Source organism: Wenzhouxiangella psychrophila, assembly GCF_042310375.1.
In the GTDB taxonomy this organism is placed as follows: Bacteria; Pseudomonadota; Gammaproteobacteria; order Xanthomonadales; family Wenzhouxiangellaceae; genus Wenzhouxiangella.
In genome coordinates, this window is record NZ_JBHJMQ010000017.1 from 1 (window position 1) to 15,884 (window position 15,884).

Below are 15,884 nucleotides of genomic sequence, written 5' to 3' on the forward strand. Positions count from 1 at the left end.
TTCCGCACACACCTTCGTCAGCGCCGCCGTCAGCGTCGTCTTGCCGTGGTCAACGTGACCAATCGTGCCGACGTTGACGTGCGGCTTGGTGCGTTCAAATTTTGCCTTGGACATAACTGCAATTCCTCTTCAAATTCTCTAGAGCTCAGGTGCTCTTCTTCATGATGGTTTCCGCCACACTGTTCGGCGCTTCTTCGTACTGGAGAAACTCCATGACGTAGTTGGCACGACCCTGCGACATCGAGCGCAGATCAGTGGCGTAGCCGAACATTTCCGACAGCGGCACATGCGCTCGGATGATCTTGCCCGCCGGGGCGTCTTCCATGCCCTGCACGGTGCCGCGACGGCGGTTCAGGTCGCCCATCACGTCGCCCATGTACTCTTCCGGTGTGACCGCTTCGACCTTCATTACCGGCTCGAGTATGACCGGCTTGGCCTTCAACGCGCCGTCCTTGAACGCCATGGAACCGGCAATCTTGAAGGCCATTTCGCTCGAATCGACTTCATGGTAGGAGCCGTCAAACAGCGTCGCCTTGATATCAACCATCGGGTAGCCCGCCAGAACACCGTTCTGCATGGCCTCTTCAATACCCTTGCCGACCGAACTGATGTAGTCCTTGGGCACGACACCGCCGACAATCTGGTCGACGAATTCGAAACCACCCGCCTCGCCCATGGGCTCGAGCTTGATCTTGACGTGTCCGTACTGACCTCGACCACCCGACTGGCGGACGAACTTGCCTTCGGCCTCGACCGCCTGGCGAATCGTTTCGCGGTATGCCACCTGCGGCTTGCCGACATTCGCCTCGACCTTGAACTCGCGCTTGAGGCGGTCGACGATGATGTCCAGATGGAGCTCGCCCATGCCGGAGATGATCGTCTGGCCCGATTCCTCGTCCGTGCGCACGCGGAATGACGGATCTTCCTGAGCCAGCTTGCCCAGCGCAATACCCATCTTTTCCTGGTCGGCCTTCGACTTCGGCTCCACGGCCACGGCGATAACCGGCTCCGGAAACTCCATGCGCTCGAGCGTGATCACGTCGGACGGATCGCACAGCGTGTCACCGGTGGTGACATCCTTCAGGCCTACCGCCGCGGCGATATCACCCGCGTAGACTTCCTTGATCTCTTCACGCGAGTTGGAGTGCATCTGCAGCAGGCGGCCGACGCGCTCCTTCTTGCCCTTGATGGGATTGAAGACAGTGTCGCCGGCCTTGACCACGCCGGAGTAGACGCGGAAGAAGGTCAGGGAACCCACGTAGGGATCGGTCGCAATCTTGAACGCGAGGGCGGCAAACGGCGCTTCGTCGGTCGACGGGCGACGCTCTTCCTCGTCCTTCTCGTTGAGACCACGAATGTCCTTCACTTCCGTCGGCGAAGGCATGTACTCGACGATGGCGTCCAGCAGGGCCTGTACGCCCTTGTTCTTGAATGCGGTACCGCAGAGAACGGGCACGATTTCGTTGGCCAGCGTCTGATCGCGCAGACCCTTGATGATCTCCTCGTCGCTCAGCTCGCCGTTCTCGAGGTATTTTTCCATCATTTCCTCGGAAGCCTCGGCGGCGGACTCGACCAGCTGCTCGTGAGCGGCCCGGGCTTCGTCAACCAACTCGGCCGGAATATCACGCGCCTCGTAGGTGGTGCCCATGTTCTCCACGTCCCAGTAAATGGCACGCATCCTGACCAGGTCGACCACACCCTCGAAGTCCTCTTCCGCGCCAATTGGAAGCTGAATCGGCACCGGGCGCGCGCCCAGACGATCCTTGATCTGGTCGACTACGCGATGGAAATTGGCGCCCATGCGGTCCATCTTGTTGATGAAGGCCATGCGCGGCACCGCGTACTTGGTGGCCTGTCGCCATACCGTCTCGGACTGCGGCTCCACACCACCAACTGCACAGAAAACGGCTACGGCGCCATCAAGCACACGCAGGCTCCGTTCGACCTCGATGGTGAAGTCGACGTGCCCCGGGGTATCAATGATGTTGATGCGGTATTGGGGCCAGTCCTTGTCCATACCCTGCCAGAAGCAGGTCGTGGCCGCGGACGTAATGGTGATGCCACGCTCCTGCTCCTGCTCCATCCAGTCCATGACAGCATTGCCGTCATGCACTTCGCCCAGCTTGTGCGAAATGCCGGTGTAGAACAGGATGCGCTCGGTCGTCGTCGTCTTGCCGGCATCGATGTGAGCCATGATGCCGATATTCCGATAACGCTCGATGGAGACTTTGCGTGACACTTCAAAAACCTCGGTTACTTGACTGCCTACCAGCGGTAATGGGCGAAAGCCTTGTTGGCTTCGGCCATCCGATGGGTATCTTCGCGTTTCTTGACGGCAGAACCGCGCTCTTCCATGGCGTCGAGAAGCTCTCCGGCCAATCGGCGCGGCATGGTGTTCTCGCCCCGCTTGCGAGCGGCATCGATCAGCCAGCGCATGGCCAGCGCATGCTGACGCTTGGGACGCACTTCCACCGGCACCTGATAGGTGGCGCCACCGACACGGCGAGACTTGACCTCGACCGACGGCGCGACATTATCGAGCGCCTTTTCGACAGCGGCCAGCGGCTCTGCCTGACCCTTGCTTTCCATCTCCTCGATCGCACCGTAGACGATGCGCTCGGCGACGGACTTCTTGCCGTCCATCATCACCATGTTGATGAAGCGGGCGATCATTTCGCTGCCGAACCGTGGGTCGGGCAGGATGTCGCGCTCAAAATTCGAATGCTTGCGGGACATTGTCTAATTCCGTCAGTTCTTCGGACGCTTGGCGCCGTACTTGGAGCGACCCTGGCGGCGATCAGAGACACCTGCGGTGTCCAGGCTGCCGCGCACGGTGTGGTAACGCACACCGGGAAGGTCCTTTACACGACCGCCACGAATCAGGACCACGGAGTGCTCCTGGAGGTTGTGACCCTCGCCACCGATGTAGCTGGTGACTTCGTAGCCATTGGTCAGCCGGACACGCGCGACCTTCCGGAGCGCCGAATTGGGCTTCTTCGGGGTCGTGGTGTACACTCGCGTGCACACGCCACGCTTTTGAGGCGAAGCCTCCAGCGCCGGCACGTTGGATTTTTGTTCCTGCGGCCGCCTCGGTTTGCGGACCAATTGATTGATCGTGGCCATAACTTTTTGGTATCTCAAGAAAACAAACGACAGGCCGCAAATCCGGCCTGCCGAAGAACGAGAATTCTAAGGGGTTGTGTGGGGTGTGTCAATACCTGCTGCCGGCTAATTAAGCCGGGCGGGCAGTTTGGGGCTTGGCGCCCAGGCCAGAGGCCAAAAATCCGAAATCCGAAGCACCAAATCCGAAACAAGCACGAATGACCAAAATTCGAATGCTCTAAACGTAGAACCCCGGCGCCACAGCGCGGCCGTGGCAGCCGTTTCGGCCATTCAGATTTCGAATTTGTTTCGTATTTGGTGCTTCGAATTTCGGATTTGGGGTTAATGCCGCGGCGCCGGAAGCCCGACGCCGCAGCACAACCGAAAGGCCCTACTCTTCGGCGTCCCCGCCGGCTGACTCCTCAACCTGCGGCGCTTCTTCGGCGTCAGAGGCCCGCAGCAGCGCGGCCAGTTCGGCATCGGCCTCCTCGTGACCGCCCTCCTTGCGGCGCTCGGCGGCGATTCGCCCCGTACCCGCCGGAATGAGACGCCCAACAATGACGTTCTCCTTCAGACCGCGCAGGTGATCGACGGTGCCGCGGACGGCCGCATCGGTCAGCACGCGCGTGGTCTCCTGGAAGGAGGCCGCCGAGATGAAGGACTCGGTCGCCAGGGATGCCTTGGTGATCCCAAGAAGCACCGACTGGTAACGCGGCGGAAACTGGCTGGCCTGCTCGAGGCGCTCGGCCTCTTCCAGGGCGCGGATGCCTTCCACCTGCTCGCCCCTGAGGAAGGTGCTGTCGCCCGGGTCGGTGATTTCGACCTTGCGCAGCATCTGGCGGATAACAACCTCGATATGCTTGTCGTTGATACCCACACCCTGCAGGCGGTAGACGTCCTGAATCTCCTGGACCAGGTAGTCCGCCAGCCGCTCGACACCCAGGAGCCGCAGGATATCGTGCGGATTGGGTTCGCCGTCGACCACCGTTTCACCCTTGGCAACATGTTCGCCTTCGAACACCAGAACCTGGCGCCACTTGGGAATCAACTCCTCGTGGGTATCGCCGTTTTCGTCGGTGATCACGAGACGCTGCTTGCCCTTGGTTTCCTTGCCGTAGCTGACCACGCCGGAGGCTTCGGCAAGAATCGCGCCTTCCTTGGGCTTGCGTGCTTCGAACAAGTCAGCCACTCGCGGCAGACCGCCCGTAATGTCGCGGGTCTTGGACGATGCCTGCGGAATGCGCGCGACCACGTCGCCGACCTTGATTTCTTGCCCGTCGGTACAGTTGATGACCGCCTCGGCCGGCAGATAGTACTGCGCCGGCTGCTCGGTTCCCGGAATATTGAGCACCTTGCCCTTCTTGTCGAGCAGGCGGATCATTGGCCGGAGGTCCTTGCCCTCCGAGCCCCGCTTCTTCGGGTCGGTGACGACCATGGAAGTCAGGCCGGTGACCTCGTCGACCTCTTCGGTAACGGTCACACCCGAAATGAAGTCGTGGAAGCTGGCCACACCAGCCAGTTCGGCCACGACAGGGTGGGTATGCGGATCCCAGTTGGCAACCTGCTGACCGACCTCGACCTTGTCGCCTTCCTTGATGTGCAACAGCGCACCGTACGGAATCTTGTAGCGTTCGCGCTCGCGACCATGGCTGTCGATGACCGACAACTCACCGGAGCGCGACACTGCGACCAGCTTGCCTTCGACGTTTTCGACCGATTTCAGGTTGTACAGTCGAACAGAACCGTTGGACTTGACTTCGATATGGTCGATCGCGACGGAGCGTGAGGCGGCACCACCGATGTGGAAAGTGCGCATCGTCAGCTGCGTGCCCGGCTCGCCGATGGACTGTGCTGCGATCACGCCCACGGCCTCACCCTGGTTGACCATCGTCCCTCGCGCCAGATCACGACCGTAGCAGGCCGCGCAGATTCCGTGCCGCGTCTCGCAGGTGATCGGCGAACGCACCAGCACGCGATCGATGCCGTTCTCTTCCAGCGTTTCGACCCATTCCTCGTCGAGCAGCGTGCCGCGGGGGCAAAGCGCCTCGTCGCTGTCGGCCGGGTAGATATCTTCGGCCACCAGGCGACCCAGGATTCGCTCACCCAGCGGCTCGACGACATCACCGCCTTCGACGATCGGCAGCATTTCCAGGCCCTGTTCGGTACCGCAGTCTTCCTCGATCACGACCAGGTCCTGGGCCACGTCAACCAGGCGACGCGTCAGGTAACCCGAGTTGGCGGTCTTGAGCGCCGTATCGGCCAGACCCTTACGGGCACCGTGAGTGGAGATGAAGTACTGCAGGACGTTCAGGCCTTCGCGGAAGTTCGCCGTAATGGGGGTCTCGATGATCGAGCCGTCAGGCTTGGCCATCAGGCCGCGCATGCCGGCGAGCTGCCGGATCTGCGCTGCCGAACCACGTGCACCGGAATCGGCCATGATGTAGATCGAGTTCATGGAGTCTTCCTCGACCTCATTGCCGTCAACATCGATACGGACGCGCTTGCCGATGCGCTTCATCATCGCGCGCGCGACCTCCTCGTTGGTGCGCGACCAGATGTCGACCACCTTGTTGTAGCGCTCACCAGCAGTCACTACACCGGAGGAATACTGGTTCTGGATGTCGACCACTTCCTTTTCGGCCCGCTCCAGGATGGCCTTCTTCTCGGGCGGCACCTGCAGGTCGTCGAGACAGATCGACACCCCGGCCTGCGTGGAGTAGTGAAAGCCGGTGTACATCAACTGGTCGGCGAAAACCACGGTCTTCTTGAGACCCATCTTGCGGTAACTCTCGTCGATCAGGCGCGAAATCTGCTTCTTCTTGAGCACCTGATTGACCAGTTCGAACGGGAGACCCATCGGCAGGATCTCGCGCAACAGCGCGCGGCCTACAGTTGTTTCGTAGCGGTTGAAGACCTCGGTTTCGTTGCCGTCCTCGTCGATCTCGATCTCGCGAATGCGTACGGTCACGGCCGCCTGCAGCTCGACCTGCAGGTTCGAGTAGGCACGATTGACCTCGGCCACGCTCGAGAAAGCCATGCCCTCGCCCCTGGCGCCGGCGTTCTTGCGGGTCATGTAGTAGAGACCCAGCACGACGTCCTGCGTCGGCACGATGATCGGCTCGCCGTTGGCGGGCGAGAGAATGTTGTTGGTCGACATCATCATCGCGCGCGCTTCGAGCTGAGCTTCCAGCGAGAGCGGGACGTGAACGGCCATCTGGTCGCCGTCGAAGTCGGCGTTGAAGGCAGTACAGACCAGCGGATGCAGCTGGATAGCCTTGCCCTCGACCAGCACCGGCTCGAAGGCCTGGATACCCAGGCGGTGAAGCGTCGGCGCGCGGTTGAGCAGAACCGGGTGCTCGCGGATGACCTCCTCGAGGATATCCCAGACTTCCGGCTCTTCACGTTCGACCAGCTTCTTGGCCGCCTTGATGGTCATGGCCAGGCCGCGACGCTGCAGCTTCGAGAAAATGAAAGGCTTGAACAGCTCCAGCGCCATTTTCTTGGGCAGGCCGCACTCGTGCAGCTTGAGCGTGGGACCGACGACGATGACCGAACGACCGGAGTAGTCGACTCGCTTGCCCAGCAGGTTCTGGCGGAAGCGCCCCTGCTTGCCCTTGATCATGTCGGCCAGTGACTTCAACGGGCGCTTGTTGGTGCCCGTAATGGCGCGACCACGACGGCCGTTGTCGAGCAGCGCGTCGACCGACTCCTGCAGCATGCGCTTTTCGTTGCGCACGATGATATCCGGCGCATTCAGCTCCAGCAGGCGCTTGAGACGGTTGTTGCGATTGATGACGCGGCGATAGAGGTCGTTGAGATCCGAAGTCGCGAACCGACCGCCGTCGAGCGGCACCAGCGGACGCAGGTCCGGCGGCAGCACCGGCAAAACGGTCAGCACCATGTACTCGGGTCGGTTACCCGATTCGAGGAACGCCTCCATCAGCTTGATCCGCTTCGACAGGCGCTTGATCTTGGTCTCGGAATTGGTCGCCGCGATATCCTCGCGCAACTGGGCCAACTCGGACGTGAGATCGATATTCTTGAGCAGCTCGAACACGGCCTCGGCGCCCATGCGGGCATCGAACTCGTCACCGTATTCCTGCATCGCGTCGAGGTATTCCTCGTCGGTCAGCAACTGGCCGCGCTCGAGCATGGTCATGCCCGGATCCAGCACCAGGTAGGATTCGAAGTAGAGGATGCGCTCGATATCCCGGAGCGTCATGTCGAGCATCAGGCCGATGCGGCTCGGCAGCGACTTCAGGAACCAGATATGGGCGACCGGCGAGGCCAGATCGATGTGGCCCATACGCTCGCGCCTGACCTTGGTCAGCGTGACCTCGGTGCCGCACTTTTCGCACTTCACACCACGGTGCTTCATGCGCTTGTACTTGCCGCAAAGGCACTCGTAGTCCTTGACCGGCCCGAAGATGGCGGCGCAGAACAGGCCCTCCCGCTCAGGCTTGAAGGTCCGGTAATTAATGGTCTCCGGCTTCTTGACCTCGCCGAAAGACCAGGAACGGATCAGCTCCGGTGGAGCCAGCCCGATGCGAATCGCGTCGAATTCCGTAACCTGGTTCTGACGCTTGTAGAGATTGAAAAGGTCGCGCACTTGCTGCCTCCTCCTGAGATCAGGATGATTCTTCGAGTTCGATGTTGATGCCCAGCGAGCGAATTTCCTTCACCAGCACGTTGAAGGACTCCGGCATTCCCGCAGTCATCTGATAATTGCCGTCGACAATGGACTTGTACATCTGGTTGCGGCCCTGCACATCGTCGGACTTGACGGTGAGCATTTCCTGCAGCGTATAGGCTGCGCCGTAGGCCTCAAGCGCCCAGACCTCCATTTCGCCGAATCGCTGGCCGCCGAACTGGGCCTTGCCGCCCAGCGGTTGCTGCGTAACCAGCGAGTACGGACCGGTCGAACGAGCGTGCATCTTGTCGTCGACCAGGTGGTTGAGCTTGAGCATGTACATGTAGCCCACCGTCACCGGACGATCGAACGGATTACCGGTGCGGCCGTCATGGAGGATCATCTGCCCCGTTTCCGGCATGTCGCCCATCTTCAGAAGCTTCTTGATCTCGTCTTCGTCGGCGCCGTCGAAGACCGGTGTCGCCATTGGCACACCGCCCTTGAGGTTCTCGGCCATCTCAGAGATTTCGCCGGCATTGAATTGCTTCATGTCGACGCGACCGTCCTGGTCGGAGTTGTAGATCTCACCCAGGAACTTGCGGACGTTCTCCGTCTTTTCCTTGGCTTCGACCATTTGCTCGATCTTGCGACCCAGGCCACGTGCGGCGAGCCCAAGGTGTGTTTCGAGCACCTGACCGATGTTCATGCGCGAAGGCACGCCCAGCGGGTTGAGCACGAGATCGACCGGCGTACCGTCGTCCATGAACGGCATGTCCTCGGTCGGGACGATGGTCGAGATCACGCCCTTGTTACCGTGGCGCCCTGCCATCTTGTCACCGGGCTGCATATGGCGCTTGACGGCCAGGTAGACCTTGACCATCTTGAGCACTGCCGGCGCCAACTCATCACCGCGCGTGATCTTTTCCTTCTTTTCCTCGAAGCGCTTGTCGAAGGCCTTGCGTTGGGCCTCGATCTGGCGCGCAGCACGCTCGAGCAGCTCCTGGGCCTCCTCATTGCGCATGCGAAGCTTGAACCAGTCGTCGCGCTTGAGCTCCTGGAGATAGTCCTGGGTTACCTTGGCGCCCTTCTTCAGGCCAGAGGGTCCCTTGTCTGCGATCTTGCCGACGAGCACCGACTCCAGTCGCGCGAAAATGGCGTCTTCCATGATGCGCAGCTGATCGTCGAGGTCCTTTCGAACCTGGCGAATTTCGTCCTTCTCGATCGCGATGGCACGCGCGTCCTTGTCCACGCCCTCGCGCGTGAAGACCTGCACGTCGATAACCGTCCCATCCATGCCGGTCGGCACACGCAGGCTGGTGTCCTTCACGTCGGACGCTTTCTCGCCGAAGATGGCGCGCAGGAGCTTCTCTTCCGGGGTCAGCTGGGCCTCGCCCTTGGGCGTGACCTTGCCGACCAGGATATCGCCGGCCTTGACTTCGGCGCCAATGTAGACAATCCCCGACTCGTCGAGTTTGGCCAGGGTCGATTCGCCCACGTTGGGGATATCGCCGGAAATTTCCTCCGAACCCAGTTTGGTATCGCGGGCCACACAGGTCAGCTCCTCGATGTGAATCGAGGTGAAGCGATCCTCTTCGACGACGCGCTCGGAGATCAGGATGGAGTCCTCGAAGTTGTAGCCATTCCAGGGCATGAAGGCGACGAGCATGTTCTGGCCCAGCGCCAGCTCGCCCAGGTCGGTCGACGGACCGTCGGCAAGCACGTCCTTCTTCTGGATGACATCACCCACCTTCACCAGCGGGCGCTGGTTCATGCAGGTATTCTGGTTGGAGCGCTCGTACTTGACCAGGTTGTAGATATCCACGCCCGGGTCGTTTTCGCCCACCTCGTCATCGTTGGCGCGTACCACGATACGGCCGGCATCCACCTGGTCGACCGTGCCGCCACGCAGAGCAACGGTGGTCACACCGGAGTCGGTAGCGACAGCGCGCTCCATCCCGGTCCCCACCAACGGCTTGTCGACGCGCAGCGTCGGCACGGCCTGGCGCTGCATGTTGGAGCCCATCAGCGCGCGGTTGGCATCATCATGTTCGAGAAACGGAACCAGTGATGCAGCCACCGACACGATCTGGCGAGGGGAGACGTCCATGTACTCGATCTCGTCCGGACGCTTGAGCGTAAACTCGCCCTGGAAGCGGCACGGGATCAGCTCGTCCTTGAATTTCTTGTTCTTGTCCAGGTCGGCATTCGCCTGGGCAATCACGTATTCGCCTTCCTCAATCGCCGAGAGGTACTCGACCTTGTCGGTCACCTTGCCGCCCTTGACCTTGCGATAGGCGGTCTCCAGGAAACCGTACTGGTTGGTCCGGGCATAGCAGGCCAATGAGTTGATCAGGCCGATGTTCGGACCTTCCGGCGTCTCGATGGGACACAGGCGGCCGTAGTGCGTCGGGTGAACGTCGCGCACCTCGAATCCGGCGCGCTCGCGCGTCAGGCCACCCGGGCCCAGCGCGGAAACACGGCGTTTGTGCGTGACCTCCGAAAGCGGGTTGTTCTGATCCATGAATTGCGACAGCTGCGAGGAGCCGAAAAACTCCTTGATCGCCGCCGCAACCGGCTTGGCGTTGATCAGATCCTGCGGCGAAGAGCCCTCGCTCTCGACCGTGGTCAGGCGCTCACGCACCACGCGCTCGACGCGCACCAGGCCGATACGGAAGCTGTTCTCAGCCATCTCGCCGACGGAACGCACGCGACGATTACCGAGGTGGTCGATATCGTCGACCGTGCCGTGGCCGTTGCGGATATCGATCAGGACGCGCAGGACATCAAGGATGTCGTCGCGGTCCAGGACACCCGGACCCTCGATTTCCTTGCGACCCACGCGACGATTGAACTTCATGCGCCCGACCGCGGAGAGATCGTAGCGGTCTGCAGAGAAGAACAGATTGGTGAACAGGTTCTGCGCCGCTTCCTTGGTCGGCGGCTCCCCCGGGCGCATCATCTTGTAGATCTCCCACAATGCCTCGAGCTCGCTGCTCGTCGGGTCGATGCGCAGGGTGTTGGAAATATAGGGGCCCTGGTCGAGGTCGTTGACATAGAGCACGTCGAAGCGCTTGACCTTGGCTTCGCGCATCGCCTCGAGGGCTTCCTCGGTAATCTCGTCATTGGCCTTGGCGACCAGTTCGCCGGACTCGGTGTCGACGATATCGTGGGCCAGAATCTTGCCGATGAGATAGTCGTCGGGAACGTCCAGGGCCTTGACGCCGGACTCCTCGATGAGCTTGACGTGGCGCGCCGTAATGCGCTTGTCTTTCTCGACAATGACCTTGCCGTCTTTGCCGACAATGTCAAACAGCGCCGACTCACCGCGCAGGCGCTGCGGCACCAGGTCGATCTTGGCATCGCCCTTGCGCAGTGTCACCTTCGTCTTCTCGAAGAAATAGTCGAGCATTTCCTCTTCGGTCATGCCCAATGCACGCAACAGGATCGTCACCGGCAGCTTGCGACGACGATCGATGCGCGTAAAGATGCAATCCTTCGGGTCGTACTCGAAATCGAGCCACGAACCGCGATATGGAATCACGCGGGCCGAATAGAGCAGCTTGCCCGAGGAATGGGTTTTGCCCTTGTCGTGATCGTAGAACACACCAGGGGAACGGTGCATCTGGTTGACGATCACTCGCTCGGTGCCGTTGACGATGAACGTGCCGGTGTCGGTCATCAGCGGCAGATCGCCCATGTAGACGTCCTGCTCCTTGACTTCCTTGACCCGCTTGTTCTTGGCAGGGCTCTCCTTGTCGTAGATGATCAGGCGAACCTTGACGCGCAGGGGTGCGGTGTAACTCATGCCCCTGAGCTTGCATTCGGTCACGTCGAACTCGGGACCGCCAAGCTCGTAATTGACGTATTCCAGGGCGGCGTTGCCGGAATAGCTGGTTATCGGAAACACCGAGCTCAGCGCACCGTGCAGCCCGACTTCCTGACGGTCGCCTTCAGCGACGCCCGACTGCAGGAATTGTTTGTAAGAGTCGATCTGCGTTGCGAGCAAAAACGGCACTTCGAGCACCTGGGGGTGCTTGCCGAAATTCTTGCGAATACGCTTCTTTTCCGTGAAGGAGTAGCTCATGAGCGTTCTTCCCACCTGGTATTGCATCGGCCGGGACTTTTCATACAATGCTGCCATGGCACCCGGTTACATCCCTGGGCAGCGACCACTTGCGTGGCACAAACGGGAGCGGGCCGGGCACCTTGTCGGCACCCAGCCCTACTTCCATCAAACAACTGAACAGGCAGAATGGTTACTTGACCTCGACGGTCGCACCCGCCTCTTCCAGCTGCTTCTTGATGTCTTCCGCTTCGTCCTTTTCCACGCCTTCCTTGACCGGAGTAGGCGCACCTTCGACCAACTCCTTGGCTTCCTTCAGGCCCAGGCCCGTGATACCACGGACGGCCTTGATGACGCCAACCTTGTTGTCGCCGAAGCTGGCAAGAACCACGTCGAATTCGGTCTGCTCTTCAGCAGCACCACCTTCGTCGCCGCCGGCAGCAGCGCCAGCAACGGCCACCGGAGCGGCAGCGGAAACACCGAACTTTTCTTCCATGGCTTCGATGAGGTCAACAACCTCCATCACGCTCATTTCGGAAATGGTTTCGAGAATATCGTCTTTTGAAACGGCCATTTTCTTTAACTCCAGAATGTTTCGATATTGAATAAATCAGGCAGCTTGCTTGCTGTCGCGAACCGCCGCGACCGTGCGAACCAGCTTGGTGTGCGGCTCGGCAAGGGTGCGGACAAACTTCTCGATCGGCGCCTTCATGACACCCATCAGCATGGCGATTGCCTGATCGCGCGTCGGCAGCTTGGCCAGGCGCTCGAGTTCACTGGCATCGTGAAGCTCGGCACCGACCGCCACCAGGCGGGCAACCAGCTTGTCGTTCTCCTTGGAATAATTCTTGACCAGACGCGCAGCCGCGCCGGGGTCTTCCATGGAAAACGCAAACAGCAGCGGGCCCGTCAGGCCCTCGCTCATGCATTCGAAGTCCGTACCCTCAACGGCACGCTTGACCAACGTGTTCTTGGCAACCTTCAGATACACACCTTCACTGCGCGCCTTGCTGCGCAGTTCGGTCATGTCGCTGACGGTCAGCCCACGGTACTCGGCAGCAACTGCAGAGTGTGCAGACTTCGCCGCATCGGCGACTTCCGCCACCACTGCCTTCTTCTGCTCAAGTGTGAGCGCCATTGGCTACCTCCATTGAGTTCGAACCACCGGGATATTCCCCGGCAATCCATACCATTCCGGACCCGAAGGACCGGACCTAACTGGTGGCCGTTTCTCCCGTAAACTCGGGATAATCGGGCGACACCATCTGCGCGGGCGGTTCTTTCGAACCATTACCGCTGCCGGCTCGCGCCGGCCTCGACCCGCGGTCTTGGACGGGCGCTCCCCTGGGGGAGCGAACGCCCGACCTGGAGAGTGTTAAGTTTCAACACACCTCCAAATTCCAATTCACTCGAAGCGTTCAGCGAAGCCCTTCTTCACACTTCACACTGAACACTTCACACTGTTCTTTAAACGCTCAAACTGCTCGTATCGACGATCAGCCCAGGGCCCATCGTGGTCGACAGTGCAATCTTGCGCAGATACTGACCCTTGGCGGCCGGCGGCTTGGCCTTGACCAGCTCGCCGACCAGCGCCTGAAGATTCTCGCGCAGGGCGTTGGCCTCGAAATCTGCCTTGCCGATCGTACTGTGCACGATGCCGGCCTTGTCTGTGCGGAACTGCACCTGTCCAGCCTTGGCATTCTTGACTGCCGTCTCGACGTCGGTCGTCACCGTGCCAACCTTGGGATTCGGCATCAAACCGCGCGGACCCAGTACCTGGCCGAGCTTGCCGACGACACGCATGGCATCGGGGGTGGCGATGCAGACATCGAAATCAATCGTTCCGCCCTTGATCGTTTCGGCCAGATCATCCATACCGACGATATCGGCGCCGGCGGCCTCGGCCTTTTCGGCGTTCTCACCCTGGGCGAACACGGCAACGCGGACGCTCTTGCCCGTGCCGTGCGGCAGCACCAGCGCGCCCCGAACAACCTGGTCCGACTTGCGCGGATCAACGCCAAGACGAACGGCAACGTCCACCGACTCGGTGAACTTGACCTTGCTCATCGACTTGAGCAGGTCCAGGGCCTCGTCGAGGCCATAGGCCTTGCCCGGCTCGATTTGCTCGCGAATTGCGCGAATACGCTTTGACTTGGCCATCACTCGACTCCTTCCACATTCAGGCCCATGCTGCGGGCGCTACCTGCAATGGTGCGCACCGCGGCGTCCATGCTGGCCGCCGTCAGGTCGGGCTCTTTCATCTTGGCGATTTCTTCCAGCTGTTCACGCGTGACCGTTCCCACCTTGTTGGTGTTCGGCTCACCGGAACCCTTCTGGATCTTGGCCGCCTTGCGCAGCAAAACGGCTGCCGGCGGAGTCTTGGTGACGAAACTGAAGCTTCGGTCATTGAAAACGGTAATCACGACCGGAATGGGAAGGCCCTGTTCGGTATCCTGGGTCTGGGCGTTGAACGCCTTGCAGAACTCCATGATATTGACGCCGTGCTGGCCCAGGGCCGGGCCCACGGGCGGGCTCGGATTGGCCTGGCCGGCCGGCACCTGCAGCTTGATGTAACCGGTGACTTTCTTAGCCATGTTGTATCATCTCCTCGGGTCCTGGCGCCGGGCCATGTCAGACACGCGGCTCCCCGTTTGGTTTCAAATGCCGGGCTGAAACTCAGGCCCGGGTTCCTTATCCTCCCCTTCCTACGACGCAGCGCCGTCCGAAGGGGACCCCGGATCGCGCTTCGCGCGTCCGGGATCGAAAAAATGGAACGCCCTGCGTTACAGTTTTTCGACCTGTGTAAAGTCCAGCTCCACGGGCGTGGATCGACCGAAGATCGATACCGCCACACGCAGCCGGCTCTTTTCGTAGTTGATCTCTTCGACCACACCACTGAAATCGTTGAACGGGCCTTCCGTGACCCGGACCATCTCGCCCGGCTCGAACAGCACCTTCGGGCGCGGCTTGTCGACACCTTCCTGCACGCGCTGGAGGATGGCATCCGCCTCGGCCTTGCTGATCGGCGCCGGCCGATCCTGGCGACCGCCGATGAAACCCATCACCTTGGGCACGTCCTTGACCAGGTGCCAGGTGTCATCGTTCATCTCCATTTCGACGAGCACGTATCCCGGGAAGAACTTGCGTTCGCTGCGGCGTTTAACGCCCTTGCGCATCTCGACCACCTCTTCGGTGGGCACGAGAATCTCGCCGAACATGTCTTCCATGCCAGCGCGCTTGATGCGCTCCTCGAGGGAGCGCTTGGCTGCCTTCTCGAAACCCGAGTAGGCGTGAACGACGTACCACTGCTTGGCCATCAATTTCCTCCGGCGGCGCCGATCAATTGACGAACGACCCAGCCGAACAACGTATCCATCAGGAACAGCATGATGGCCGCGATGATGGTTATCACGATGACCACCAGGGTGGTCTGCACCGTCTCGTTACGCGACGGCCAGACAACCTTGCGACGCTCCACGTCCGCCTCGCGCAGAAACGAGAAGAATTCCCGCCCACGCGTGGTCTGTGCGATCACGAAAGCCGCGATCACGAACGAAACCAGCAGCCCGGCCGCCCGAATGGGCGTCATGACTTCACCGGCAAACTGGTAGAACCCGTAGAAGCCGGCGGCCACGATGAGCAGCCCCATGGACCAGAACAGGTAGTCGCGTGCAGACGTCTTTTCAGCAGCCATTAAGTTGCCTTGATTGTTCAGTGGCAGGCGAGGAGGGACTCGAACCCCCAACCTGCGGTTTTGGAGACCGCTGCTCTGCCAATTGAGCTACTCGCCTTCAACAGGTTTCAGGTTTCAGGCCGAAGGTTTCAGGGTCGAGGAATCTCGCAGCGAAGCCGCGGCCTGAACCCTGAAACCTGAACCCTGAATCCTTACATCATTCAATAATCTTCGACACCACGCCGGCGCCAACGGTGCGACCGCCTTCGCGAATGGCGAAGCGCAGGCCTTCTTCCATGGCGATCGGCGCAATCAGTTCCACCGTCATCTGGACGTTGTCGCCCGGCATCACCATCTCCGTGCCTTCCGGAAGCTGGCAGTCGCCCGTCACGTCGGTCGTGCGGAAGTAGAACTGC

At 60.7% G+C, this 15,884-nt stretch carries 13 protein-coding genes and 1 tRNA gene; all 14 read right to left on the bottom strand.

The window, feature by feature from the left end; translation table 11 throughout:
* A partial coding sequence (locus ACDC66_RS14870) for a GTP-binding protein (protein WP_376697537.1) occupies positions 1 to 114 on the bottom strand: 114 nt, incomplete at its 3' end.
* Between the two features lie 31 nt (positions 115 to 145).
* Positions 146 to 2,239, bottom strand: a complete 2,094-nt coding sequence (fusA, locus tag ACDC66_RS14875) for an elongation factor G (RefSeq protein ID WP_376697527.1) — start codon at positions 2,237 to 2,239, stop codon at positions 146 to 148.
* 26 nt (positions 2,240 to 2,265) lie between these two features.
* On the bottom strand, positions 2,266 to 2,736 hold the full coding sequence (gene rpsG / locus ACDC66_RS14880) for a 30S ribosomal protein S7 (RefSeq protein ID WP_376697528.1): 471 nt from the start codon (positions 2,734 to 2,736) through the stop codon (positions 2,266 to 2,268).
* Positions 2,737 to 2,748: 12 nt separating this feature from the next.
* Complete coding sequence (gene rpsL / locus ACDC66_RS14885; protein ID WP_116898745.1) at positions 2,749 to 3,123, bottom strand: 30S ribosomal protein S12; 375 nt, start codon at positions 3,121 to 3,123, stop codon at positions 2,749 to 2,751.
* Positions 3,124 to 3,493: 370 nt separating this feature from the next.
* Positions 3,494 to 7,711: a DNA-directed RNA polymerase subunit beta' gene (gene rpoC / locus ACDC66_RS14890; RefSeq protein WP_376697529.1), complete on the bottom strand. Its 4,218-nt coding sequence runs from the start codon at positions 7,709 to 7,711 to the stop codon at positions 3,494 to 3,496.
* 19 nt (positions 7,712 to 7,730) lie between these two features.
* On the bottom strand, positions 7,731 to 11,816 hold the full coding sequence (gene rpoB / locus ACDC66_RS14895; RefSeq protein ID WP_376697530.1) for a DNA-directed RNA polymerase subunit beta: 4,086 nt from the start codon (positions 11,814 to 11,816) through the stop codon (positions 7,731 to 7,733).
* Positions 11,817 to 11,988: 172 nt separating this feature from the next.
* On the bottom strand, positions 11,989 to 12,369 hold the full coding sequence (gene rplL, locus ACDC66_RS14900; RefSeq protein ID WP_376697531.1) for a 50S ribosomal protein L7/L12: 381 nt from the start codon (positions 12,367 to 12,369) through the stop codon (positions 11,989 to 11,991).
* A gap of 36 nt (positions 12,370 to 12,405) precedes the next feature.
* Positions 12,406 to 12,933 carry a 50S ribosomal protein L10 gene (gene rplJ, locus ACDC66_RS14905; protein ID WP_376697532.1) on the bottom strand — a complete coding sequence of 176 codons (528 nt, stop codon included), beginning with the start codon at positions 12,931 to 12,933 and terminating at the stop codon, positions 12,406 to 12,408.
* A 329-nt stretch (positions 12,934 to 13,262) separates the two neighbouring features.
* Positions 13,263 to 13,955, bottom strand: coding sequence for a 50S ribosomal protein L1 (gene rplA / locus ACDC66_RS14910; RefSeq protein ID WP_376697533.1), 693 nt, complete (start codon positions 13,953 to 13,955; stop codon positions 13,263 to 13,265).
* Entirely contained in the window at positions 13,955 to 14,389 is a 435-nt protein-coding gene (gene rplK, locus ACDC66_RS14915; RefSeq protein ID WP_376697534.1) for a 50S ribosomal protein L11, read from the bottom strand. The genes rplA and rplK overlap by 1 nt, the downstream gene beginning before the upstream one ends.
* A gap of 189 nt (positions 14,390 to 14,578) precedes the next feature.
* Entirely contained in the window at positions 14,579 to 15,112 is a 534-nt protein-coding gene (gene nusG, locus ACDC66_RS14920) for a transcription termination/antitermination protein NusG (protein ID WP_376697535.1), read from the bottom strand.
* Entirely contained in the window at positions 15,112 to 15,489 is a 378-nt protein-coding gene (gene secE, locus ACDC66_RS14925; protein WP_376697536.1) for a preprotein translocase subunit SecE, read from the bottom strand. Before secE ends, nusG begins: the two co-directional genes overlap by 1 nt.
* A 21-nt stretch (positions 15,490 to 15,510) precedes the next feature.
* Positions 15,511 to 15,586: transfer RNA gene (locus ACDC66_RS14930), tRNA-Trp, on the bottom strand.
* Between the two features lie 99 nt (positions 15,587 to 15,685).
* Positions 15,686 to 15,884, bottom strand: a 199-nt coding sequence (locus ACDC66_RS14935; protein ID WP_459117388.1) for an EF-Tu C-terminal domain-related protein, incomplete at its 5' end; no start/stop codon positions are given.

Bases quoted from the DNA above. Each gene is read 5' to 3' on its own strand.
- rpsL (WP_116898745.1), bottom strand. From the start codon at position 3,123: ATGGCCACGATCAATCAATTGGTCCGCAAACCGAGGCGGCCGCAGGAA.
- rpoB (WP_376697530.1), bottom strand. From the start codon at position 11,816: ATGAGCTACTCCTTCACGGAAAAGAAGCGTATTCGCAAGAATTTCGGC.
- nusG (WP_376697535.1), bottom strand. From the start codon at position 15,112: ATGGCCAAGCAGTGGTACGTCGTTCACGCCTACTCGGGTTTCGAGAAG.
- rplK (WP_376697534.1), bottom strand. From the start codon at position 14,389: ATGGCTAAGAAAGTCACCGGTTACATCAAGCTGCAGGTGCCGGCCGGC.
- secE (WP_376697536.1), bottom strand. From the start codon at position 15,489: ATGGCTGCTGAAAAGACGTCTGCACGCGACTACCTGTTCTGGTCCATG.
- rplA (WP_376697533.1), bottom strand. From the start codon at position 13,955: ATGGCCAAGTCAAAGCGTATTCGCGCAATTCGCGAGCAAATCGAGCCG.
- rpsG (WP_376697528.1), bottom strand. From the start codon at position 2,736: ATGTCCCGCAAGCATTCGAATTTTGAGCGCGACATCCTGCCCGACCCA.
- rplL (WP_376697531.1), bottom strand. From the start codon at position 12,369: ATGGCCGTTTCAAAAGACGATATTCTCGAAACCATTTCCGAAATGAGC.
- rplJ (WP_376697532.1), bottom strand. From the start codon at position 12,933: ATGGCGCTCACACTTGAGCAGAAGAAGGCAGTGGTGGCGGAAGTCGCC.